The 21,869-nt window shown below is 72.1% G+C and carries 24 protein-coding genes; 14 read left to right on the top strand and 10 right to left on the bottom strand.

What is annotated here, in order from left to right; all coding sequences use genetic code 11:
* Window positions 1-35: 35 nt before the first annotated feature.
* The gene (locus ACN27C_RS03220) at window positions 36-605 is read left to right on the top strand and encodes a PH domain-containing protein (protein ID WP_120571633.1); all 570 of its coding nucleotides are present in this window, start codon (window positions 36-38) and stop codon (window positions 603-605) included.
* Between the two features lie 54 nt (window positions 606-659).
* Here ACN27C_RS03220 and ACN27C_RS03215 read toward each other — a convergent pair whose 3' ends face one another.
* Together ACN27C_RS03215 and ACN27C_RS03210 are read right to left on the bottom strand one after the other, a co-directional pair.
* Window positions 660-1,355, bottom strand: a complete 696-nt coding sequence (locus ACN27C_RS03215; protein ID WP_120573974.1) for a GtrA family protein — start codon at window positions 1,353-1,355, stop codon at window positions 660-662.
* Window positions 1,356-1,417: 62 nt separating this feature from the next.
* Window positions 1,418-1,954 carry a GtrA family protein gene (locus tag ACN27C_RS03210; protein ID WP_120573973.1) on the bottom strand — a complete coding sequence of 179 codons (537 nt, stop codon included), beginning with the start codon at window positions 1,952-1,954 and terminating at the stop codon, window positions 1,418-1,420.
* 491 nt (window positions 1,955-2,445) lie between these two features.
* Between ACN27C_RS03210 and ACN27C_RS03205 the strand changes: the two genes are divergently transcribed.
* The 4 genes from ACN27C_RS03205 to ACN27C_RS03190 all read left to right on the top strand — a co-directional run bounded on the left by ACN27C_RS03205 (window position 2,446) and on the right by ACN27C_RS03190 (window position 7,251).
* Entirely contained in the window at window positions 2,446-4,287 is a 1,842-nt protein-coding gene (locus tag ACN27C_RS03205) for a phosphoenolpyruvate carboxykinase (GTP) (protein ID WP_120571632.1), read from the top strand.
* A 40-nt stretch (window positions 4,288-4,327) separates the two neighbouring features.
* Window positions 4,328-5,203, top strand: coding sequence for a hypothetical protein (locus tag ACN27C_RS03200; RefSeq protein WP_357898010.1), 876 nt, complete (start codon window positions 4,328-4,330; stop codon window positions 5,201-5,203).
* An 85-nt stretch (window positions 5,204-5,288) separates the two neighbouring features.
* Window positions 5,289-6,449, top strand: coding sequence for a geranylgeranyl reductase family protein (locus ACN27C_RS03195; protein ID WP_422750402.1), 1,161 nt, complete (start codon window positions 5,289-5,291; stop codon window positions 6,447-6,449).
* A gap of 31 nt (window positions 6,450-6,480) precedes the next feature.
* Window positions 6,481-7,251: an isoprenyl transferase gene (locus ACN27C_RS03190; RefSeq protein WP_120571629.1), complete on the top strand. Its 771-nt coding sequence runs from the start codon at window positions 6,481-6,483 to the stop codon at window positions 7,249-7,251.
* Between the two features lie 147 nt (window positions 7,252-7,398).
* Here ACN27C_RS03190 and otsB read toward each other — a convergent pair whose 3' ends face one another.
* The 3 genes from otsB to ACN27C_RS03175 all read right to left on the bottom strand — a co-directional run bounded on the left by otsB (window position 7,399) and on the right by ACN27C_RS03175 (window position 9,250).
* Window positions 7,399-8,223, bottom strand: a complete 825-nt coding sequence (gene otsB, locus ACN27C_RS03185) for a trehalose-phosphatase (protein WP_252453122.1) — start codon at window positions 8,221-8,223, stop codon at window positions 7,399-7,401.
* A gap of 69 nt (window positions 8,224-8,292) precedes the next feature.
* Window positions 8,293-8,646 carry a hypothetical protein gene (locus tag ACN27C_RS03180; RefSeq protein WP_026268070.1) on the bottom strand — a complete coding sequence of 118 codons (354 nt, stop codon included), beginning with the start codon at window positions 8,644-8,646 and terminating at the stop codon, window positions 8,293-8,295.
* Between the two features lie 163 nt (window positions 8,647-8,809).
* Window positions 8,810-9,250, bottom strand: a complete 441-nt coding sequence (locus tag ACN27C_RS03175) for a helix-turn-helix domain-containing protein (RefSeq protein WP_120571627.1) — start codon at window positions 9,248-9,250, stop codon at window positions 8,810-8,812.
* Window positions 9,251-9,514: 264 nt separating this feature from the next.
* On the opposite strand from ACN27C_RS03175, the gene ACN27C_RS03170 reads away from it, so the two are divergent.
* From ACN27C_RS03170 to ACN27C_RS03145, 6 genes are all read left to right on the top strand, one after another.
* Complete coding sequence (locus ACN27C_RS03170; protein WP_064447658.1) at window positions 9,515-9,856, top strand: hypothetical protein; 342 nt, start codon at window positions 9,515-9,517, stop codon at window positions 9,854-9,856.
* Window positions 9,853-10,278, top strand: coding sequence for a hypothetical protein (locus ACN27C_RS03165; RefSeq protein WP_120571626.1), 426 nt, complete (start codon window positions 9,853-9,855; stop codon window positions 10,276-10,278). Before ACN27C_RS03170 ends, ACN27C_RS03165 begins: the two co-directional genes overlap by 4 nt.
* 317 nt (window positions 10,279-10,595) lie before the next feature.
* Window positions 10,596-12,002 (top strand): PhoH family protein, encoded by a 1,407-nt coding sequence (locus ACN27C_RS03160; protein ID WP_120571625.1) that lies wholly within the window; start codon window positions 10,596-10,598, stop codon window positions 12,000-12,002.
* 233 nt (window positions 12,003-12,235) lie between these two features.
* Window positions 12,236-12,928, top strand: a complete 693-nt coding sequence (locus ACN27C_RS03155; RefSeq protein WP_205775922.1) for a transglycosylase SLT domain-containing protein — start codon at window positions 12,236-12,238, stop codon at window positions 12,926-12,928.
* A gap of 103 nt (window positions 12,929-13,031) precedes the next feature.
* Window positions 13,032-13,685: a rhomboid family intramembrane serine protease gene (locus ACN27C_RS03150; RefSeq protein ID WP_121685217.1), complete on the top strand. Its 654-nt coding sequence runs from the start codon at window positions 13,032-13,034 to the stop codon at window positions 13,683-13,685.
* A gap of 106 nt (window positions 13,686-13,791) precedes the next feature.
* Window positions 13,792-14,760, top strand: coding sequence for an NAD(P)/FAD-dependent oxidoreductase (locus tag ACN27C_RS03145; protein ID WP_120571622.1), 969 nt, complete (start codon window positions 13,792-13,794; stop codon window positions 14,758-14,760).
* 12 nt (window positions 14,761-14,772) lie between these two features.
* On the opposite strand, the gene ACN27C_RS03140 is transcribed toward ACN27C_RS03145, so the two are convergent.
* On the bottom strand, window positions 14,773-15,459 hold the full coding sequence (locus ACN27C_RS03140) for a TetR/AcrR family transcriptional regulator (RefSeq protein ID WP_422750401.1): 687 nt from the start codon (window positions 15,457-15,459) through the stop codon (window positions 14,773-14,775).
* A 140-nt stretch (window positions 15,460-15,599) separates the two neighbouring features.
* Here ACN27C_RS03140 and ACN27C_RS03135 point away from each other — a divergent pair, with 140 nt between their 5' ends.
* Window positions 15,600-16,538, top strand: a complete 939-nt coding sequence (locus ACN27C_RS03135; protein WP_422750400.1) for an NAD-dependent epimerase/dehydratase family protein — start codon at window positions 15,600-15,602, stop codon at window positions 16,536-16,538.
* Here ACN27C_RS03135 and ACN27C_RS03130 read toward each other — a convergent pair.
* Together ACN27C_RS03130 and glpX are read right to left on the bottom strand one after the other, a co-directional pair.
* Window positions 16,535-17,419 carry a DMT family transporter gene (locus ACN27C_RS03130; protein WP_422751569.1) on the bottom strand — a complete coding sequence of 295 codons (885 nt, stop codon included), beginning with the start codon at window positions 17,417-17,419 and terminating at the stop codon, window positions 16,535-16,537. The two genes, ACN27C_RS03135 and ACN27C_RS03130, sit on opposite strands and share 4 nt — an antisense overlap.
* A 92-nt stretch (window positions 17,420-17,511) precedes the next feature.
* Window positions 17,512-18,543, bottom strand: coding sequence for a class II fructose-bisphosphatase (gene glpX, locus ACN27C_RS03125; protein WP_252453116.1), 1,032 nt, complete (start codon window positions 18,541-18,543; stop codon window positions 17,512-17,514).
* A 147-nt stretch (window positions 18,544-18,690) separates the two neighbouring features.
* Here glpX and ACN27C_RS03120 point away from each other — a divergent pair, with 147 nt between their 5' ends.
* Both ACN27C_RS03120 and ACN27C_RS03115 read left to right on the top strand, forming a co-directional pair.
* Complete coding sequence (locus ACN27C_RS03120) at window positions 18,691-19,380, top strand: DUF4245 domain-containing protein (RefSeq protein ID WP_422750399.1); 690 nt, start codon at window positions 18,691-18,693, stop codon at window positions 19,378-19,380.
* A 92-nt stretch (window positions 19,381-19,472) separates the two neighbouring features.
* Window positions 19,473-20,312 carry a hypothetical protein gene (locus ACN27C_RS03115; RefSeq protein WP_120571617.1) on the top strand — a complete coding sequence of 280 codons (840 nt, stop codon included), beginning with the start codon at window positions 19,473-19,475 and terminating at the stop codon, window positions 20,310-20,312.
* A gap of 42 nt (window positions 20,313-20,354) precedes the next feature.
* On the opposite strand, the gene ACN27C_RS03110 is transcribed toward ACN27C_RS03115, so the two are convergent.
* Together ACN27C_RS03110 and xseA are read right to left on the bottom strand one after the other, a co-directional pair.
* Entirely contained in the window at window positions 20,355-20,567 is a 213-nt protein-coding gene (locus ACN27C_RS03110) for an exodeoxyribonuclease VII small subunit (RefSeq protein WP_422750398.1), read from the bottom strand.
* Between the two features lie 13 nt (window positions 20,568-20,580).
* Window positions 20,581-21,819, bottom strand: a complete 1,239-nt coding sequence (gene xseA / locus ACN27C_RS03105) for an exodeoxyribonuclease VII large subunit (RefSeq protein ID WP_422750397.1) — start codon at window positions 21,817-21,819, stop codon at window positions 20,581-20,583.
* Between the last annotated feature and the right edge of the window lie 50 nt (window positions 21,820-21,869).

The following is a 21,869-nucleotide window of genomic DNA, read 5'->3' as shown; positions in this document are numbered from 1 at the left end:
GGTCAGCGCGTCCGGTTCTGCGAGGAGGTTCCGCCGTGGCGTTCCCCGAAGACGTGCTCACCGAGGACGAGCACGTCGTGTTGCACCTGCACCCGCACTGGAAGGCCCTGATCCGGCCGGTCCTGGTGCTCGTGCTCGCCGTCGCGGCGGTCGTCGCCGGGTGGCTCCTGCTGCCCGACGGCAGCGGCGGCACGATCGCGCTCTACGCGATCGCGGTGGTCGCGCTGGTGCTGGTGTTGTGGCTGGGTCTGTGGCCGTTTCTGGTCTGGCGCACCACGCACTACCTGTTCACGAACGAGCGGGTGCTGCTCCAGCAGGGCGTGCTGTCGCGTAACCGGCGGGATCTGCCGCTGACCCGGATCAACGACCACGCCATGCACCAGCGTTTCGTGGAGCGGCTGCTGGGCTGCGGCACGCTGACCATCGAGTCGGCGGGTGAGCGCGGCCAGTCGGTGCTGCACGACGTGCCGGGCGTGGACCGGGTGCAGACGAGGCTCTACGAGCTGGTCGAGGCGCACCACGACAAGCACAGCCTGGGTGACGGCGAGATGCGCGAGATCCTGGCCGACATGACCGAGGGCAAGTCCCTGCGCGACCAGCCCTGACCCGGCGACGGAAGAGGCCGGCACCCCCTGGCGGGGGTGCCGGCCTCTCGTCGTTCAGCGGCGGGCGCGGCGGGGCTGGAGTTCCGCGGCGAGTTCGGCGTCCAGGTCGGCGCCGAGCGCGCCACCGAGCCCCGCGTCCGCCGGTGCGGGGCGCCCCCGCGGCGGCGGGAAGTCGGCCGCCCGGCCGGCGGCCGCGGGCGGTTCCTCCTCCTCCAGCTCGCTGACCGACTCGGCCAGCTCGGCCACCGGGTCCATCTCGGCGACGTTGTCCCACTCGTCACGCGGCACCGAGTGCCAGGTCTCCTCGGCGTGCTTGGGGACGGGCTGGAAGACGAACGTCCGGTAGGACCAGAAGCGGAACAGCGTGGCCAGCAGGACACCGATCGTCTTGGCGACGTTCAGCGCCAGCAGGCCGTGTACGCCGAGGCCGTACTTGGCCAGGGCCAGGACGCCGAGTTCGATGACCAGGCCCGCACCGTTGAAGAGGAAGAACAGGACGTATTCGCGCCGGAGTGCCGATTTCGGTCGATCACGGTACGTCCAGTGACGATTCATCAGATACGACGTGATCGTGGCGACAATCGTCGCGATCACTGTCGCCTTCAGCTGACCGTCACGGAAAACCGTGAGTGCCAGCGCATTGAACACCGCGTAATTGATGACGGTGTTGATGCCGCCGACGATGCCGAATTTGAGCGCCTCGTGGATGAACTTCTGCCAGCGCTCGGGCAGCAGACGGACTCCAGGCATGCGGAACACCTTAGGCAGTTGGCTGGGCCGGCTGGGCCCGGCGGGTCGGGATGGGCGGTTCGTCACGCCCCGGACTCTCGGTCGTGGCTCGTTGCCGGAACGGGAGGTGTTCCCGCCTCGACGAAGACGAACCGTCGGTACGACCAGAACCGGAAGAGCGTGCCCAGGCCGGTGCCGACGACGAAGCTCGCGATGTTGTCGGCCAGGGGGGTCTGGAACACCGCGGGCCAGATCGCGCCCAACCCGTAGTGGCTGATCGCCAGGCAGGCCACCGCGATGCCGAGGCCGACCGCGTTGAAGAAGAAGAACAGCGCGTACTCGCGGGCCGGGTTCGACCGCTGCCGGTGCCGCCAGGTCCAGAACCGGTTGCCGAGGAAGGCGACGGTCGCGGCGATCACCGTGGAGATGGTCTTCGCGGCCAGCGGGGGCATGTCCCGGCCGCTGGACAGGTAGTTGAAGAGGACGAAGTCCACGACGAAGGCCAGACCGCCGACGGTGGCGAACTTGCTCAGCTCGTGGATGAGGTGACCGAAACGGTCGATCAGTGCTCCGATCGGACCCCGGCGGGTCTGCGGAGCCCCCGGTTGGTCTCCGGTCATCGTCGCGGCCACCCGCCGAGAGTACCGGTTGTGCGGTAACCGGGCGGACTGCAACGGCGAGTCGGCCACGACGGCTTCGCCGCGGCCGTCGCGCTCGGGCCGCGCGGGTCGGAGAGGCGTCGCCCGTTCTCGATGTCCGTGAGCAGAGCGTAACGCGCTGTGCGAATCTGTGGAGCGCATCACGGAATCGTCTTTCGCGACACGTTCGTACGCTTCCCCTCGATCGGGCGTCGGGGTCACTCCGGCGCCGGACCCGGTCGTCGAAGGTTCACCGCAGGATTTGCGTGAAACTGCGCGCGAAAGCGGGTATCAGATCGTGATGCCGCAGCGTGGCCGTACCTTGTGCAGTTCTTCACAACCAGTCCCACTGACTGACGAGGCAGTCCGGTTTACGCTGAGCCCAATCCCAGGTTTCCACGAGGCGGCGTACCAGCCCGCCGGAACTCGTGCACCCCATAGATCGGTCAGCGTCGACCACAAGGAGAAGTGACATGGTTGCTCCGGCTGCTGTTCGGGGTATCGATCAGGCCCCGACGTCCCACCCCAAGCTGCTGGCCTGGGTACGTGAGGTCGCGGAACTGACCACCCCGGACCGCGTGGTCTGGGTGGACGGGTCTGATGAGGAGTGGCGCCGTCTCACCGACGAACTCGTCGCCAACGGCACCCTGATCCGCCTTAATCCCGAGAAGAAGCCCAACTCGTTCTACGCGCGTACCGACCCCACGGATGTCGCCCGGGTGGAGGAGCGCACCTTCATCTGCTCCGTCGACGAGGCGGACGCCGGCCCCACCAACAACTGGATGGCGCCGGCCGAGATGAAGCGGACGATGACGGAGCTGTACCGCGGCAGCATGCGCGGGCGCACCATGTACGTCATCCCGTTCTGCATGGGCCCGGTCGAGGCCGAGAACCCCATGTTCGGCGTGGAGATCACCGACAGCCCGTACGTCGTCGCCTCGATGCGGATCATGACCCGGATGGGGTCTTCGGTCCTGGAGGCGATGGGCGACGACGCCGACTTCGTGCACGCGCTGCACTCCATCGGCGCCCCGCTCGCGCCGGGCCAGCAGGACGTGGCGTGGCCGTGCAACGAGACCAAGTACATCTCGCACTTCCCGGAGAGCCGGGAGATCTGGTCCTACGGCTCCGGCTACGGCGGCAACTCGCTGCTCGGCAAGAAGTGCTACTCGTTGCGTATCGCCAGCGTGATGGGGCGCGACGAGGGCTGGCTGGCCGAGCACATGCTGATCCTCAAGATCACCTCGCCGGAGGGCAAGGTCTACCACATCGCGGGCGCCTTCCCGTCCGCCTGCGGCAAGACCAACCTCGCCATGCTGGAGCCGACCATCCCGGGCTGGAAGGTCGAGACCATCGGCGACGACATCGCCTGGATGCGGTTCGGCCAGGACGGCCGCCTCTACGCGGTCAACCCCGAGTACGGCCTGTTCGGCGTCGCTCCCGGCACCGACTGGAAGACCAACGCCAACGCCATGCGGACGCTGGACCGGGGCAACTCCATCTTCACCAACGTGGCGCTCACCGACGACGGCGACATCTGGTGGGAGGGCATGGGTGAGCCGCCGGCGCACCTGATCGACTGGAAGGGCAACGACTGGACGCCGGAGAGCGAGAACCTCTCCTCGCACGCGAACAGCCGTTTCTGCACGCCGATCACGCAGTGCCCGATCCTGGCCGACGACTACTACGACCCGAACGGCGTGCCGATCGACGCGATCCTGTTCGGTGGCCGCCGCCGGGACACCATCCCGCTGGTCACCGAGGCCCGCGACTGGGTGCACGGCGTCTACATGGGCGCCACGCTCTCCTCGGAGACGACCGCCGCCGCCTCCGGTGCGGTCGGCGTGGTCCGCCGCGACCCGATGGCCATGCTGCCGTTCATCGGCTACAACGCCGGCGACTACTTCCGGCACTGGATCGAGATGGGCAAGGGCGCGGACGGCGACGAGGCCAAGCTGCCCAAGATCTACTACGTGAACTGGTTCCGCAAGGACGCCGAGGGCAACTTCCTCTGGCCGGGCTTCGGCGAGAACTCCCGCGTGCTCAAGTGGGTCATCGAGCGGCTGGAAGGCCGAGCCGAGGCCGTGGAGACGCCGATCGGCATGGTCCCGGCGCAGGACGCGCTCGACGTCGAGGGCCTGGACATGACCCCGGAGGACGTCCGGATCGCGCTGAAGGTCGACGCGGACGAGTGGCGCAACGAGCTGCCGCTGGTCACCGAGTGGTTCGAGAAGTTCGGGGACAAGCTCCCCGGCGTGCTCTGGGCCGAGCTGGACGCGCTGCGCGCCCGGCTCGACGCGGAGCCGCAGAAGTAACAGGTGTGCCTGTTGCCCCGGCCGGGCAACATCGGATGCCATGAGGACGGCCGCTGAACCTGTCGAGGTCCGGCGGCCGTCCGCCGTCCGGGCGCTGACCACGCTGCTCGCCGTGACCGCGGCGGCCACCGTCGTGGTCGAGCTGCTCAACTACTGGTACGCCCCGGAGCAGGAGTTCGGTCTGGCCGTACGTACCGGCTGGGCGATGCTCCGGTCGCTCGGCTTCCTGCTGCTGATCGGCCATGTGAACAAGGGCCGGGTGGGTGCCCGGCCGTTCGGGCTGATCCTGGCGGTGACCACGATCTTCGCGGTCGGGCGGCTGATCGTGCCCCGGCAAGGGGTGCCCGCGCTGCCCGGCCTGATCGGGTTCGCCGTCCTCACCGCGCTCTGCGTCGCCGTGGTGGTGCTGCTCTACCGCTCCGAGGCGATCCGCGCGCACCTGGTCCGGCACCGCAAGGGCCTGGTCGTCGAGGGCGGGACGATCGCCTGGCGGGAGATGACGCCGAAGCGCCCGCAGGCGAACGGGTGGGTGCTCACCGCCCGCGTCGCGGCGTTCACCTACAGCCCGCTGATGCTGGTGCCGGCGCTCGTCGCCACGGGCGCCGTGCTGGACGGGCGGCTGGCCGCCGTACCGGCAGTGATCCTCTGGTTCGGCGCGGGCATCGCGGTCAGCTACGCCGTGCTGTTCTGCACCGCCTTCCTGCTGCGCGACAAGGCGTGGGCGCGGAACGGCCTGGTGGCCGTCACCCTCGGCGTCCTCGCGATCGACCTGCCCCTGTGCTGGTGGCTGCTCGGCACCGACGGCCTGATCCGAGACGGCGCCCCCCTGGTCACAGCCGCCGCCCTCTGCCTCTGGTCCCTGAACCGAGCCACCCGCACCCCCACCCGCACCCCCACCCCACCCCGTCGATCATGAAGTTGGCGGCGATTTCGATCTCCGTTGATGCCGTCAACCTCATGATCGACGCCCGTGGCGGGGCGCGGCGGGGCAGGATGAGGGGGTGTGGGACGTCGTGGTGGTGGGAGCGGGGCCGGCCGGGGCCGCCGCGGCGCTCGGTGCGCGGCGTGCCGGCGCGGCGCGGGTGCTGCTGCTCGACCGGTCCGACTTCCCCCGCGACAAGGCGTGCGGGGACGGCATCGCCGCGCACGCGCTGGACGTCCTCGCCGAACTGGGCGTGACCGGGGCGGTCGACGGCTACCCGCCGCTGCCCGCACTGCGCCTGGTCGGCCCCGGCGGCGGCACCGTCGCGAGGACGCTGCCCCGGCCCGCGTACACGGTGCCCCGCCAGGTGTTCGACGCACGCCTGGTCGCGGCGGCGGTTGCCGCCGGCGCGGAGTTGCGGCGGCACACCGTACGCCGGGTGGAGATCGCCGCCGACCGGGTGCTGCTCGACGGAGAGCTGTCCGCGCGGGCGGTGGTCGGCGCGGACGGCGCCGGATCGGTGGTACGGCGCGCGCTCGGCCACCCGGTCAACCCGGACCGGCATCTGGCCCTAGCCATCCGGGGCTACGCGCCCGCGCCGGCCGGGCCACCCGAACAACTCATCGTCACCTCGGCGGCGCGCTGGCCCGCGTACGCCTGGGCCTTCCCGATCGGCGACGGACGCGCGAACGTCGGGTACGGGGAGGTGCTGCGCGGCGAACCGCTGACCCGCGCGCACCTGCTGGACCGGATGGCCGCCCTGCTGCCGGACGTCGACCCGGCGACGGTCACCGACCTGCGGGCGCACCACCTGCCGCTGTCCACCCACCGCCCGGCGCCCGGCCGGGGCAGGGTGCTGCTGACCGGGGACGCGCTGTCGCTGATCAACCCGTTCACCGGCGAGGGGATCTTCTACGCGCTGCGCTCCGGCGCGCTGGCCGGCGCGGCGGCGGCCGGCTCTCCCGCCGAGGCCGCCCGGGCGTACGCCGCCGCGCTGCGCGCCCGGCTCGGCACCCACCTGCGGCACAGCTCGATGGCCGCGTGGCTGGCCCGGCGGCGCCGGGTGGTCGACGCGGCGGTCGGCGCGGCCCGGCGCGACGAACGCGTCTACCGCACGGTGGTGGAGCTGGGACTCGGCGACGGCCGCCTGGACGCGCGCACCCTGATGGCGATCGGGGCGGACCTGCCGCGACCGCGCCGGACCGTCTCACCCTCAGGTGATATGCCACCGAGACACTGATCTCTCCCGCGGGTCGCTACCCTGCAAGGTGATGACTCTGCGGAAACTCCTCTACTCCGTGTACGAGCGCCGGCTGACGGCGAAGCTCGCGGGCAAGCCCGTACCCGCACACGTCGGCGTGATGTGCGACGGCAACCGCAGATGGGCCCGGGAAATGGGCTTCGTCGACCCGAACGACGGCCACCGGATGGGCGCCGAACGGATCAAGGAGCTGCTCCGCTGGTGCGACGCGGCCGGCGTCGGGCACGTCACACTCTGGCTGCTCTCCACCGACAATCTCTCCCGCCCGGCCGCCGAGCTGGACCCGCTGCTCCAGATCATCGAGGACCTCACGACCGAGCTGGCCGAGGAGGGCAACCCCTGGCGGCTGCGGATGGTCGGCGCGCTCGACGTGCTGCCGGCGCAGCACGCCGCCGCGCTCAAGGCCGCCGAGGAACGCACCCGTGACCGCGACGGCGGGGCTCAGGTCAACATCGCGGTCGGGTACGGCGGGCGGCGCGAGATCGCCGACGCGGTCCGCTCGCTGCTGCTGGAGCACGCGGCCAACGGCGGCACGATCGAGGAGCTGGCCACCTCGCTCGACGTCGACCACATCTCCGAGCACCTCTACACAAAGGGGCTGCCGGACCCGGATCTGATCATCCGGACCAGTGGCGAGCAGCGGCTCTCCGGCTTCATGCTCTGGCAGAGCGCGCACTCGGAGTTCTACTTCTGCGAGCTGAACTGGCCCGACTTCCGCAAGGTCGACTTCCTGCGCGCGCTGCGCTCCTACGCCACCCGCCAGCGCCGCTTCGGCACCTGACCCCCTGCCCACCCGGCCCCGCCTCGCCCCGCCCCGCCCCGGCGATCTTGCACTTTCGGCCCCGAAGGCGCGGCTTATGCCCTTTTTGCCGGGGCAGCAAGTGCAAGATCGCGGAGAGACCGGGCCCCGGAGGCGGGGCCGGGGGCGTCAGCGGAGGTGGGGCAGGGCGGCGGTGAGGAAGTCGGCCAGGGCCGCCGGAGAGTCCAGGGTCAGGTCGGCGGCGTCGGCCACCTCGTGACCGGTCTCCGGGTTGGCGACCGCGACGCAGACACCGAGGAAGTCGGGATCGGCGGCGGCGCGGGCGCGCAGCGCGGCGAACGCCTTGATGTCGGAGACGTCGTCACCGAAGTACCAGGCGCCACCGGCGTCCCGGACCGTCTCGCCGATCACCATGCCCTTGTCCCGGTCGACCGGGGGCTTGAGTTCCAGCACCATCCGGCCCGGCTGGGCGCGCAGGCCCAGCCGCTCGGCCTGGGCGCGGCCCCACTCCTGCACCAGGTCGCCGAGCTGCGGGGCGGTACGCCAGTGCAGCGCGACGGAGAGCCGCTTGTACTCGACGAGCGCGCCGGGCGGCAGTTCCGCGCGGGCCTGCTCGGCCAGCTCGGACATGGTGGGCACCCAGGGCAGGGCGGCCGGCTCGGTGACCGTCTCGCCGCCGGAGTGGCTGTGCTCCAGGCCGTAGAGCCCGTACAGGTCGATGCCGGCGAGGCCGCCGAGGTGGTCGCGGAGGAAGTCCACCGGGCGGGCGGAGACGATGGCGATCCGGCGTACGTGCGGGGCTAACGCCTCCAGCGCGCTGAGCACGTTGGGCGCGGGCCGTACGGCCGTGGGATCGTCGTCGACGGGCGCCAGGGTGCCGTCGAAGTCGAAGAAGAGGACGACGTCACCCGCGCGGTCGGCGGTCGCACGCCAGGCGTGCTCCGCGTTCAACGGGGTCTTCGGCTGCTGGTTGCCCAGATTCAACGGCGGCACGCGCGTCAGCGTACCCCGCGCCGGGCGGCGTATTCGTGGCCGAGATGTGACGTCGGAACGACGTGGGGATCAGCGTTCGGCGGCTCCTCGTCCCCGGCGACCGAACGGCACCACGGCCGCATCCTGCCCGTGGCTGAGCAGGTAGCCCTCCACGAAGCCGGTGTTGCGGTCGCCGGTGTGCGCCTCGATCTCGTTGAGCCGCGCCACCAGGAACTCGGTGAGCGCGCTGACCCGGTCGTTGAGCCGATCGTGCAGCTCGGCGACGACGGCGAGGATCACCGCGGTGCCGGCCGTGGTGAGCGCGAAGAGGTTGACGACCAGGGGAAGCTGCCCGCCGTCCAGTACGCCGACCACCACGTTGCCGGTCACGCACGATGTCAGCGACACCACCGCGACCACGACTGCCAACCATTTCAGGGTCATGGACAGACCCCTCCTTCTGTCCCGCAGGGCTGGGTTCGGCTGTGTCCCGTCCCCCCGCCGATGACGAGCCCCTAGCAGTACAAACGTGGACGCTAGCGGGTCCGTTCCGTCCCCGCGGCGAAACGATCGGGTCCGGCCTTCCGTTCTTTCGCCATCTGAGGAACTAGCCCGCCTGTTTACCCCTATTTCGGACACCGCCCGGCAGAGTCGGGCGATATGCGAGGTAACGAATGGTTTCCCGAATGTGGAACTTCTCCGCGTCGGACACGTTCGGGTCGACCAGCCGGCGCAGCAGCGCCTCCACGTCCGGGTCCATCGGGGGCGGGGCCGGCGCGGTACGCGGCCCGGCGGTCCGGTCCCAGCCCAGAGCGGTGAACGCGGCGGCCGGATCGAGCCCCAGCCCTTCGCAGAAGGCGACCACCCGCTCCGCCTCCGGGTCGCTGGCCCAGTCGCCGCGAACCCATCGGTTGATGGTCTGGCGGGAGACGCCGGTGCGCCGGGAGACCTCGGTGCCGCTCCAGGCCCGCAGCGCGCGGGCGTCGTCGAGCGCGCGCCGGACGAAGGTGGCGAACGCGATCTTCCGTGCGTTGGTCGTCTCGGTCACCCCGTGACGGTACGGCCAGTCGGTCCCGAGAGGGCGGCTCGGCACGCTGCTGTCACGCCGACGTGACGGCAACCGGGGATTTCCGGTAAACGATTCAGTGCTGCTCCTGAAGGGTGTCACCCGGGCAGAATAGATGGACACCAGTACGGCGGCAAAGGCCTGAAAAGCTGATACTGTCACGCTCATGAGACAACTTACGGTGTGTCACGTGCTTGAGACGACGAGTGCTCACATGCGTCACTCCGCGGGTGCCGAGGGGGTCTCGTGACCGAGCTCGCGACCCGCGCCCAGGCCTTCGGGCTGATCGCGGACGGAGTGTCAGCCGGGCTGAGCGCCCCCTGGCGTCTCTATCTCGCCCGCGGGTGCCGGTACCTCTCACTCAGCGTCGGCGACCGGGGGGAGTGGGACGCCTGGCGGACCCACCTCGGCTGCCCCGAGCTGAGCGTGCGGGTCTACGACTCCGGCGGCGAGATCCGCCGGGCGTCGGTGGCCGAGGTGATCCTCGACGGCTGCCGGATCAGCGTCGAGCTGGTGGAGGAGGTCAGCACCGACGACCTGGAGCGGCTGCTGGTGGTCGACCCACTGCCCGGGACGGACGAGCGATGACCCCCTTTCTCGCCGTGGTGCTCGTCCTCGTGCTCGGCTCCACCTGCTACGCGGCCGGCCGCCTGCACGGCCAGCTCAGCTACCGCATCGGTTACCGGTTCGGCTACCGCCAGGGCTACTTCGACGGGGACCGGGGCGCCTGGAACCGCCGTCGGCGCGACGCCCAGGCGGCGATCGCCTCGGCGCTGTCCGGTCCCGGCCCGACCGTGGTGACCTCGGCCGGGCGCTCGGCCGTGCCGTTCGCCGGCACCTCCGTACCCGCGGCGGTCGCCGCCCGGCCCGGCTCGGCCCCGGCCGTCCGCGTCACCGCCACCGGCCGGCTCGGCGCCGTCGGCCGGGTGGGCACCACGTACACCGGATCGTCGTTCGGCGCGGCCGGCGCCGGGCCGCGGGCCGGCACGCTGGTGCGCCGCCAGGGCTGAGGCCCGCGCCGCGTCGCGGCGCCGCAGTGGACGACCGGCCGGGGTGCGCGCAGGGGGCATGCATCCCGGCCGGTTCCGGTCCGCCCGTCACCCGAACAGGTGTACGTCCCGCGAAGACCACGCGATGATCCACGCGCACCTCTAGCCCAGCGGCCCCGCGGCGATTAGCGTCTAGGCATGGCGCGGGGTTTTCCCGGGCCAGCCGGACAGCCCGGACCTGCGTCCTCGCGCACGGGGCCCGCATCCGACCCCGTGTCCTCCGGGCACCGGAAGAGGCGGAACTCGGGTGGCCGGGTGCCCATCCGCGGAGCAGGCCTGTGACCACTCGCCGTACCCCCGCCGGAGCCGAGCAGACCCCGGCCTCGACCGCCCCGACCCGCCGGACCACCCGCAGCCGCCGCGCCGCCGCCGCGGAGGCCGAGGAGCCCCGACCAGCCGGCCCGGCCTTCGTCCTGGACACCTCGGTCCTGCTGTCCGACCCGGCGGCGTTCCACCGCTTCGCCGAGCACGAGGTGGTGCTGCCGCTGGTGGTGATCTCCGAGCTGGAGGGCAAGCGGCACCACCCGGAGCTGGGCTGGTTCGCCCGCCAGTCGCTGCGCATGCTGGACGAGTTGCGCGTGCGGCACGGCCGGCTGGACCGTCCGGTGCCCGCCAACGACCAGGGCGGCACGCTGCGGGTGGAGCTGAACCACACCGACGACGGGGTGCTGCCGCCCGGCTTCCGCAACGAGTCGAACGACGCGCGCATCCTGTCCGTGGCGCTCAACCTGGCCGCCGAGGGGCGTGAGGTCACGCTCGTCAGCAAGGACATGCCGCTGCGGGTGAAGGCGGCCTCGGTGGGCCTGCGCGCCGACGAGTACCGGCACGGCCAGGCGAGCGACCCGACCTGGACCGGGATGGCCGAGCTGGACCTGGCCGAGGAGGAGATCGGCCGGCTGTACGCGGGCGAGACGCTCGACGTCGACGCCGCGGCGGGGATGCCCTGCCACACCGGCCTGGTGCTGCACTCGGGGCGGGGCTCGGCGCTGGGCCGGGTGCTCCCGGACAAGACGATCCGGCTGGTCCGGGGCGACCGGGAGGCGTTCGGCGTGCACGGGCGCTCGGCGGAGCAGCGGGTCGCGCTCGACCTGCTGCTGGACGAGTCCATCGGCATCGTGTCGCTGGGCGGGCGGGCCGGCACCGGCAAGTCCGCGCTGGCGCTCTGCGCCGGCTTGGAGGCGGTGATGGAGCGGCGCCGGCACAAGAAGGTGATCGTGTTCCGTCCCTTGTACGCGGTCGGCGGCCAGGAACTCGGCTACCTGCCCGGGTCGGAGTCGGAGAAGATGTCGCCCTGGGCGCAGGCCGTCTTCGACACGCTCGGCTCGGTGGTGCACGAGAACGTGCTGGAGGAGGTCACCTCGCGCGGGCTGCTGGAGGTGCTGCCGCTGACCCACATCCGCGGCCGCAGCCTGCACGACGCGTTCGTCATCGTGGACGAGGCGCAGTCGCTGGAGCGGGGCGTACTGCTCACCGTGTTGTCGCGCATCGGCCAGGGGTCGCGGGTGGTGCTCACCCACGACGTGGCCCAGCGGGACAATCTGCGGGTCGGCCGGCACGACGGGGTGACGGCGGTGATCGAGGCGTTGAAGGGGCATCCCCTCTTCGCGCACGTCACGCTCAGCCGATCGGAGCGATCTCCGATCGCCGCCATGGTCACCGATCTGCTGGAGGACATCCCCGGCTGACCGCGGCTTTCGCCCTACTTTGTCCGCATTTTTAGGGTGACGCAGATCACTTTTGGGCCTGGTCATTTCCCACCGGCCTCACTGTGCGCAATGGTGTCCATCGAGCGTCACCTACCACTCGGGGGGCCGGACACGGCCCGGAGTCACACCGGTACCGGTGCGCTCACGGCACCGGCGTGACCCGACAGGGCCATGCGCGTGCCGTGTCCCTGCCCCCGACGAAGGGAAACTTCGTGAGTCGGCTCTGGAGCCGGTTCGGCGCCCGTACGGCCGCTGTCGCGCTGCTCTCCGTGGGCGTCGCCGGCGGCTTCTATCTGGGTGAGGATCGACAGACCCAGCAGCAGGGCCTGACCGCGCAGGTCGGCCTGGAGGTCGACCAGGCGGAGCACGCGTACCAGCGCGACCGGCTGTCCGACCACCGCGTGGACTCGTCCCGCCAGCGTGCCGCCGAGTACCAGGCGAAGCTGCGTGCCGCCGCGGCGGCGAAGGAGGCCGCCGAGCGGGCCAAGAAGGCCGAGGCGGCCGCCGCCACCCGCAAGAAGGAGCGGGCCGCGGCGGAGGAGGCGGAGAAGGAGGCGAAGATCAAGCCGTACGACGGCCCGATCCCGTCCTCCTGCGCGGAGTACAGCGGCAACCGGAAGGTCGGTTGCGCCATCATGCTCGACAAGGGCTTCGGCATCGACCAGTTCCCCTGCCTGGACAAGCTCTGGACCAAGGAGAGCGGCTGGAACCCGAAGGCCTCCAACAGCTCGTCCGGGGCGTACGGGATCCCGCAGGCGGTGCCGGGCAGCAAGATGGCCTCGGTCGCCGACGACTGGAAGACCAACCCGGCGACCCAGATCACCTGGGGTCTCGGCTACATCAAGGGCCGGTACGACACCCCCTGCGGCGCCTGGCAGAAGTCGCAGAGTTCGGGCTGGTACTGACATCACCACGACGGCGGGACACGCGGGCAGACCCGGGTGTCCCGCCGTCGTCGTACCGCCGCCCGACTGGCGGCCGACCGCTTTTGCTGATAGCTCTTGGTAGGTGACCTGGTACGGCCCTAGCGGCGACCCCCACCGGTTCGGCACCGACGCGTTCTACGCGGCGCTCGGCCGGGCCTTCGTCGCGATGTGCGCGGTCGTGCCGGTGCTGTTCCTCATCGAGGCGCTCGACGTCGGCCTGCGACTCGGCCTCGACTACACCGCCGGCATCATCCCGCAGCGGCTCCAGGGCCTGGACGGCGTCTTCTTCTCGCCGTTCCTGCACGCCGGCTGGAACCACCTCTACAGCAACAGCATCCCGCTGATCCTGCTCGGCACGTTCGTGCTCGCCGCCGGCACCCGCCGGTTCCTCTGGTCCACCGCCGTCATCATCCTGGTCAGCGGCCTGGGCGTCTGGTTCACCGGCTCGCCCGACTCGGTGGTGGTCGGCGCCAGCGGCGTGATCTTCGGCTACCTCGGCATCCTGCTCACCCGGGGCGTGGTGGAGCGGAGCTGGTGGAACTTCGCCGTCGGCCTGCTGGTCGGGTTGCTCTACGGCTGGCAACTGCTCGGCATCCTCCCGACCGACGAGCGCATCTCCTGGCAGGGCCACCTGTTCGGGCTGCTCGGCGGCGTGGTCGCGGCGATCCTGTTCCGCCGCCGCAACGACACCGGCGAGTCCGACCGCCTCGGCTCACCGAGGATGACGCTGCCCTGACGGCGCGTTGATCGAACCGCGGGACGTGCTTGCCCACGGCCACCCGCCCGCCTACCGTTTCCGCATCAGCACGGGTTGACCCCGAAGCGGAAAGTGACGGTGCGCCATGCGCGAGGTCGATGTCGCCGTGATCGGGGCCGGTCCCGCCGGGCTCTTCGCCGCCTACTACGCCGGTTTCCGTGGACTCTCCGTGTCGGTGATCGACGCACTGCCCGAGCCGGGCGGTCAGGTCACCGCCATGTACCCGGAGAAGCTGATCCTCGACGTCGCCGGCTTCCCCGCGATCAAGGGCCGCGAGCTGGTCACGAACCTGGTCGCCCAGGCCGCGCCGTTCCACCCCGACTACCGGCTCGGCGTACGCGCGGAGAAGCTGTCCTACCTCGACGGCCGGCCGGTGCTCGGTCTCGCCGGCGGTGAGCAGCTCAGCTGCGGCGCGGTGCTGGTCACCGGCGGGCTCGGCAGCTTCACGCCCCGGCCGCTGCCGGTCGCGGAGAGCTTCACCGGCGGCGGGATCGTCTACTTCGTGCCGCAGCCGACCGAGCTGACCGACCGGCACGTGCTCATCGTCGGCGGCGGCGACTCGGCGTTCGACTGGGCGGCCACGCTCGCCCCGCTGGCCCGGTCGGTGACGCTGGTGCACCGGCGGGACCGCTTCCGGGCGCACGCGGCCACCATCGAGCGCGTGCGCGCGCTGCCGGTGCGGATCGTGGTCAACGCCGAGGTGAGCCGCCTGTACGGCGAGGAGGCGGTCACCGGCGCCGAGCTGACCGTACGCGGCGGCGAGGTGGAGACGCTGCCGGTGGACACCGTCGTGGCCGCGCTGGGCTTCACCGCCGACCTCGGCCCGCTCGCCGAGTGGGGGCTGAACCTCGACCGGCGGCACATCGTGGTGGACAGCGCCATGGCCACCAACCTGCCCCGGGTGTTCGCGGCCGGGGACATCACCGAGTACCCGGGCAAGGTCCGCCTGATCGCCACCGGCTTCGGCGAGGCCGCCACCGCCGTGAACAACGCGGCTGTCGTCATCGACCCGACCGCGCACCTGTTCCCCGGTCACTCCTCCGACGGCACCTGACGCCGATCGGCGTCAGGGCAGGCCGACCAGGTCCGCCATCAGGCCGATCTGGTGGTCGAAGTACTCGTCGCGGTGCGGCAGCGCCCGGTTGATCCGGCCGAACAGCTCGAAGCTGATCAGCCCGAACAGCTGGGTCCAGCCGGCCATGCCGCGCGCCAGCAGTGCGGGTGGCACGTCCATGCCGAGCAGCCCGACCAGTTCGGCCACGTCGCCGCGCAGCGGCTCGGGCAGATCCTCGTCGGGCGGGGTGAGCCGGCCGGAGGCCAGTCCGTCGCGCAGGATGCCGACCAGGGTCACCGGAGGGCGCTGGGCCGGTGCGACGGTGTCGTCCGGGGCCGCGTACCCGGGCACCGGGCTGCCGTAGAGCAGCGCGTACTCGGCGGGGTGGTCGAGCGCCCACGCGCGGGCGGCCCGGCAGGCGGCGAGCCAGCGTCCGCGCAGGTCGGCCTGGTCGGCGGCGGCGTCGGCCGCCTCCACCGCGTCGCCGAGCGCGTCGTACGCCTCCAGGATCAGCGCGGTGAGCAGGTCGTCGCGGCTGGGGAAGTAGCGGTAGATCGCCGAGGAGACCATGCCGAGGTCGCGGGCGACCGCGCGCAGGGAGAGGTTCGCGCCGTCGGTGTCCAGGTGGCGGCGGGCGACCGTCTTGATCTCTTCGATCATCCCGGCGCGGACCCGGGCGCGGAGCGAGGGAGCGACCATGCCCTCACTCTGCCACGGATGAGAGCAGCAATCAAAAGAGAGAGCACTGCTCTTGACGCGATCCGCCCGCATGGGTCATGCTCTGTTGCGAGAGCGGTGCTCTCGATTCGGATTACTGCTTCAGTGAAGGTGGACCTGTCATGGCACTGCACGTGATCGTCGGCGCCGGCCCCGTCGGCACCGCCACCGCCCGCCTCCTCGCCGAACGCGGCGAGCGGGTCCGGGTGGTCACCCGGCGCGGCACCGGCCCCGAGCACCCGGCGATCGAGCGGGTGGCCGCCGACGCCGCCGACGCGGACCGGCTCACCGCGCTCAGCGAGGGCGCTGACGCGCTCTACAACTGCGCCAACCCCGAGTACCACACCTGGCCGACGGACTGGCCGCCGCTCGCCGCCGCCCTGCTCACCGCCGCCGAGCGCAGCGGCGCCGTGCTCACCACGGTCGGCAACCTCTACGGGTACGGCCCGGTCGACGCGCCGATGACCGAGGCGACCCCGCTCGCCGCCACCGGCGTCAAGGGCCGGGTCCGCAACCGGATGTGGGCCGACGCCCTGGCCGCCCACCGCGCCGGCCGGGCCCGGATCACCGAGGTACGCGGCTCCGACTACATCGGCCTCGGCGGCAAGTCGCTGCCCATGATGGTGCTGCCCAAGGTGCTCGCCGGGCAGCGGGTGTTCCTGCCGGTCGCCTGGGACGCGCCGCACACGTGGACGTACGTGGGAGACGTCGCCCGTACCCTCGTCGCCGCCGCCACCGACCCGCGGGCCTGGGGACGGGCCTGGCACGTGCCGAGCGCGCCCCCGATGTCGATGCGGGCGCTCGCCGACCGGGCCGCGGAGCGGGCCGGGGCGCCGGCGCCCCGGCTGACCCGGATGCCCTACCCGGTGCTCTGGCTCGGCGGCCTGGCCGACCCGTTCGCCCGGGAGATGCGGGAGACCGCGCACCAGTTCGCCGGGCCGTTCGTGATGGACTCCACCGCCGCGAGCGAGACGTTCGGGATCGAGGGGACGCCGCTGGACCGGGTCGTCGACGAGATGGTCACCGGCCTGCGTGCCGCTGCGCCCGTCGCCGCCCGTTAGGGGCGGCGGGCCGGGCCGAAGGCGGCGACGAGCACGGCGACCATGGTCAGCGCCGCGCCGAGCAGCGTGTCCAGCCCGGGGTGTGAGGCGGCGGTCGGCAGCAGCAGGTCCAGCAGCACCGCGCCGACGATCTGCCCGGCGATCGTGGCCAGGCCGAGCAGCAGCACCCCGGTGAACCGGACGAGGGCGGCGGCCAGCGCGATGAACACGATGCCGAGCGGGCCGCCGAGGTAGAGCCACGGCTCGTCCGGGAACGCGCCGGCCGGCCGGCCACGTACCGCCAGGTCCACCGCGAACGTCACGAGCAGCGCCGCCGTGCCGACCGTGAAGTTCACGAGCGTGGCGGTCATGGCGCTGCCCGAGGCCGCCCGGACCCGCCCGTTGACCGCCTGCTGCCAGGCGATGCCCACCCCCGCCGCCAGCGGCAGCAGGGCCAGCGCCAGCGCCTGCGGGTCACCGAGCCGGTCGCCCACCGCCAGCAGGACGGCGAGCACTGTGAGCACCGCGCCGATCAGCCGGTTCGGGGTGACCGGCTGCCGGCCGGCCGGGCCGATGCCGGCCCGGTCGACGAGCAGGCTGCTGCCGGACTGCCCGGCCACCACCGCGACGGTGAAGACCGCCACGCCGAGCGCGCCGATGGTCAGCCCCTGCGTCGCCACCAGGAACGCGCCGCACACCCCGCCCAGGCACTGCCACGGGCGCAGCGTGCCGGTGCGCAACGCGCCGCGCAGGGCGGACAGTCCCCGCCGGCCACCGGGGGTGGCGGGGACCAGCACCAGCAGGATCAGCAGACCCACGCCGAACGAGACCACCGCGGCGGCGATCCCGTCGGCCAGGCGTACGCCCAGCTCACCGTTGATCCGGGACTGCACGGCGACCATCACGCCCGAGGCGGTGGCCAACCCGACACCGGCGACACGTCGCCCGGTCGACAGCGTCGGCGGTGCCGGTGGTGCCACCGTCCCGGCTCTGCTCACTCCTGCTCGGCCAGCGGGCGTCCGTCGAAGTCGACAGCCGAGTAGAGGGCGAGCTTCTCCAGGCGGTGGTACGAGTCGATCACCCGGATGGTGCCGCTCTTGGAGCGCATCACGATCGACTGCGTGTACGCGCCGCCGGAGCGGTAGCGCACACCGCGCAGCAGGTCGCCGGAGGTGACACCGGTGGCCACGAAGAAGCAGTTGTCGCCGGTGACCAGGTCGTCGGTGAACAGCACCCGGTCCAGGTCGTGCCCGGCGTCCAGCGCCTTGCGACGCTCGTCGGAGTCCTTCGGCCAGAGCTTGGCCTGCATCATGCCGCCCATGCACTTGAGCGCGCACGCGGCGGTGATGCCCTCCGGGGTGCCACCGATGCCCATCAGCACGTCCACGTCCGACTCGCCGCGCGCCGCCGCGATGGCACCCGCGATGTCGCCGTCGGAGATGAACCGGATCCCGGCGCCGGTACGCCGGATCTGCTTGACCAGGTCGTCGTGGCGCGACCGGTCCAGCACGCACACGGTCACCTCGGCGGCGTCGGTGCCCTTGACCTTGGCGATCCGGTTGATGTTCTCGGCCACCCCGGCGTTGATGTCCACCACGTCGGCGTACATCGGGCCGACCGCCAGCTTCTCCATGTAGAAGACCGCGCTCGGGTCGAACATCGCCCCGCGCTCGGCCACCGCGAGCACCGCCAGCGCGTTCGGCATGCCCTTGCTCATCAGCGTGGTGCCGTCGATCGGGTCGACCGCCACGTCCACCTCGGGGCCGGTCCCGTCGCCGACCTCCTCGCCGTTGAACAGCATCGGGGCGTTGTCCTTCTCGCCCTCGCCGATCACCACGACGCCGCGCATCGGAATCGAGTTGATCAGCTTTCGCATGGCGTCGACTGCTGCGCCGTCGCCGCCTTCCTTGTCGCCCCGGCCGACCCAGCGGCCGGCGGCCATCGCCGCGGCCTCGGTGACCCGGACCAGATCGAGGGCGAGGTTGCGGTCGAGATCCTGGGGCGTCCGCGTACTGGTGGTTGTCATGGCGGCCTCCTCGCGACGTTGCGGGGTGGGACCGGCGGTCACCGCCGCCGGTTTTGTCGCTGATCCTCACACGATCTCAGGTTCGCCGTCCCGGCGGGGCGGAGGAGGCCAGGATCACGTCACCCGGTGGGCTGCGACAATGGCCGGGTGGAAGCCGCACAGCCTGCCGACCGCACACCGACCGACGCCACCCCGCCGGAGGGACAGCCGCCGGTCCGACCCGACGGCGGCGCGGCCCCGTCCGAGGGTCAGCCCGCGCTCGTCGCGGACCGGGGCGAGCCGGCCGCCGTGGCGGACGCCCCCGCGCCGCCCGCCGGCAAGGAGAAGGGCCGGTCCGAGCGGTCGCCGAAGGACATGGCGCTGTCCCTGCTGATCCTGCTGGTCCCGATCGCGCTGCTGCTCGCCTTCTACCGGGGCTTCCTCGGCGGCGACTCGCCGGTCACCGTCGACCCGGCGCCCGCGCTGGAGCAGGCCCGCTCCGCGAACGCCTTCCCGGTCGCCGAGCCGACCGGGCTGGGCGACGACTGGCGTACGGTCAACGCCCGCTTCCGGACCGAGGCGGACGGCTCGACGCTGCGGATCGGGTACGTGACCCCGGAGGGCCGGGGCGCGCAGCTCGTGGAGAGCAACGTCCCGGCGGAGAAGCTGCTGCCGGCCGAGCTGACCGAGGGGCAGCCGCAGGGGGCGGCCGACCTGCCCGGCGGGCTGAGCTGGCAGCGCTACACCGCACGCGGCAACGAGCACGCGCTCGTCCTGCTGGAGCCGAACCGCACGGTGATCGTGGTGGGTGACGCGGGCGAGACGGAGCTGCGCAAGCTCGCCACGTCGCTGCGCTGACGTCCTCCCTCCGGGTGAGGCGGGATTGCGGAACCCCGCTTCCGGGAACAGAAGGGACATCGAGCCCGGACGACCCACCTGGAGAGGTTGACGTGAAGATTCGACGCTTCAGCGCCACCGCGTTCGCCGCGGCGCTGCTCATTCCCGGCCTGGCGGCCTGCAACGGCAACGGGACGACGTCCGACGCCTCCGCGACCCCGAGCGCGTCCGGCAGCGTCGCACCGAGCGCCACGGCGTCCAGCAGCGCGGCCAAGCAGGCTCTGCTCGACTCCACGAACGCGATCCGCGAGGGGAACTTCAAGTTCTCCATGACCGGCGCGGGTTCCACCGCCGAGGGGCAGGTGCACGAGCCGAGCCAGAGCGCCGACATGCGGATGACCATCGGCGACCCGTCGTCGGACCTGATGATGAAGCTGGACCTGATCCACGCCAAGCCGGACAGCTGGGTCAAGCTGGAACTCGGCGGCACGGCGGCCTCGCAGATCCCCGGCGTGAAGAACCTCAACACCGGCAAGTACCACCACCTCGACCAGAACCGGATCAAGGGCAACCGGGCGCTGGGCTTCGACTTCGAGAAGCTCGACCCGGCCGGCAGCGCCGTGCTCACCCAGGGCATCACCGAGGTACGGCAGACCGGCGAGGGTGCGTACGAGGGCACCGTCGACGTGTCGAAGGCCGCCGAGGCGGGCTCGCTCGACCCGGCCGTGATCACCGCGCTCGGTGCGCAGGCCCAGTCGGTGCCGTTCACCGCCAAGGTAGACACGCAGGGCCGGCTCAGCGAGATGGTGCTCAAGATCCCGGCCGCCGGCCAGAGCGCCGCGCAGGACCTGAAGATCACCTACACCGATTACGGCAACGCGGCGCCGGCCCAGAAGCCCTCGGCCGACCAGGTCGTCGAGGCCCCCGCCGAGCTGTACAACCTGTTCAACTGACGTCCTCGGTGGGGTTCGGCGCTCGCGCCGAACCCCACACCGTCAGTCCTCGGCGCGCTGGCGGGCGGTGTCGATGCGGGCGCGGGCGCCGTCCAGCCAGCGCTGGCACACCCCGGCGAGCTGCTCGCCGCGCTCCCAGAGGGCCAGCGACTCCTCCAGCGAGGTGCCGCCCGCCTCCAGCTTCTCCACCACCGAGGCCAGCTCGGCGCGGGCCTGCTCGTAGCTGAGCTGTTCGTCCTGCTTCGTCCCGGTCATCGTCTCTCTTTCCTCAGCCGTCGACGGTGGCGGTCAGCTCGCCCTCGGCGAGGCGTACCCGCAGTGGATCGCCCTTGGCCGCCTCGGAGGCCGCGCGGACGACGTGGCCGTCGGCGCGCTGCACGATCGCGTAGCCGCGCTCCAGCGTGGCCGCCGGGGACAGCGCGCGCAGCCGGGCCAGCGTGTGCCGCAGGTCGTCGGTCGCGCCCCGCAGCCGGTGCTCCAGGGACCGGCCGGCGCGGTCGCGCAGCGCGGACACGTCCACGGCCCGCTGCTCGACCATCACCTGCGGCCGGGCCAGCACCGGACGGGACTGCAGCAGGTCGATCCGGTGCTGCTCCCGGTCGACCAGGTGACGAACGGCCCGTTCGAGCCGGGACCGGGCCTGGCCGATCAGCCGGACCTCCTCGGTCAGGTCCGGCACGATGCGCTTCGCCGCGTCGGTCGGGGTGGAGGCGCGGACGTCGGCCACGTAGTCGAGCAGCGGCGCGTCCGTCTCGTGGCCGATCGCGCTGACCACTGGCGTGCGGCAGGCGAACACCGCCCGGCACAGCGCCTCGTCGGAGAAGGGCAGCAGATCCTCGATGCCCCCGCCGCCGCGGGCGACGACGATCACGTCGACGGCCGGGTCGGCGTCGAGCACCTTCAGCGCGCCGACGATGTCCGGCACCGCGCTCGGCCCCTGCACCGCCACGTTGATCGTGCGGAAGTCGACAGCGGGCCAGCGGCGGCGGGCGTTGGTCAGCACGTCCCGCTCGGCCGCCGAGGCGCGGCCGGTGATCAGGCCGACCCGGCCCGGCAGGAACGGCAGCCGCCGCTTGCGGGACCGGTCGAACAGGCCCTCGGCGGCGAGCAGCTTCTTGAGCTTCTCCAGCCGGGCCAGCAGCTCACCGAGACCGACCTGACGGATCTCGTCGGCCCGCAGGCTCAGCGTGCCCCGCGCGGCGTAGAACTCGGGCTTGGCGTGCAGCACCACCCGGGCGCCCTCACGCAGCTCCGGCGCGCCCGCGTCCAGCACGTCCCGGTTGGTGGTGACGGTGAGGCTGAGGTCGGCCGACGGGTCGCGCAGCGTGAGGAAGACGGTGCTCGCTCCGGGACGGCGGCTGATCTGCGCCACCTGACCGTCGACCCAGACCCAGCCCAGGCGGGCGATCCAGGCGCCGACCTTCTGGCTGACCACCCGGACCGGCCACGGCTCCTCGGCCGTGCTCCGCCCGTCCGGTGCCCCCCGGCCGTCCTCTCCCGCGCTCACCCGCCCACCCTACGGCCCGGGACCGACAGCGCCCGCGTGCGCCTCGCGGC

Origin of the sequence: Micromonospora sp. WMMD1219, assembly GCF_049315215.1 — a bacterium.
Classification (GTDB): domain Bacteria; phylum Actinomycetota; class Actinomycetes; order Mycobacteriales; family Micromonosporaceae; genus Micromonospora; species Micromonospora tulbaghiae.
This window is presented reverse-complemented; position numbering and strand designations above follow the sequence as displayed.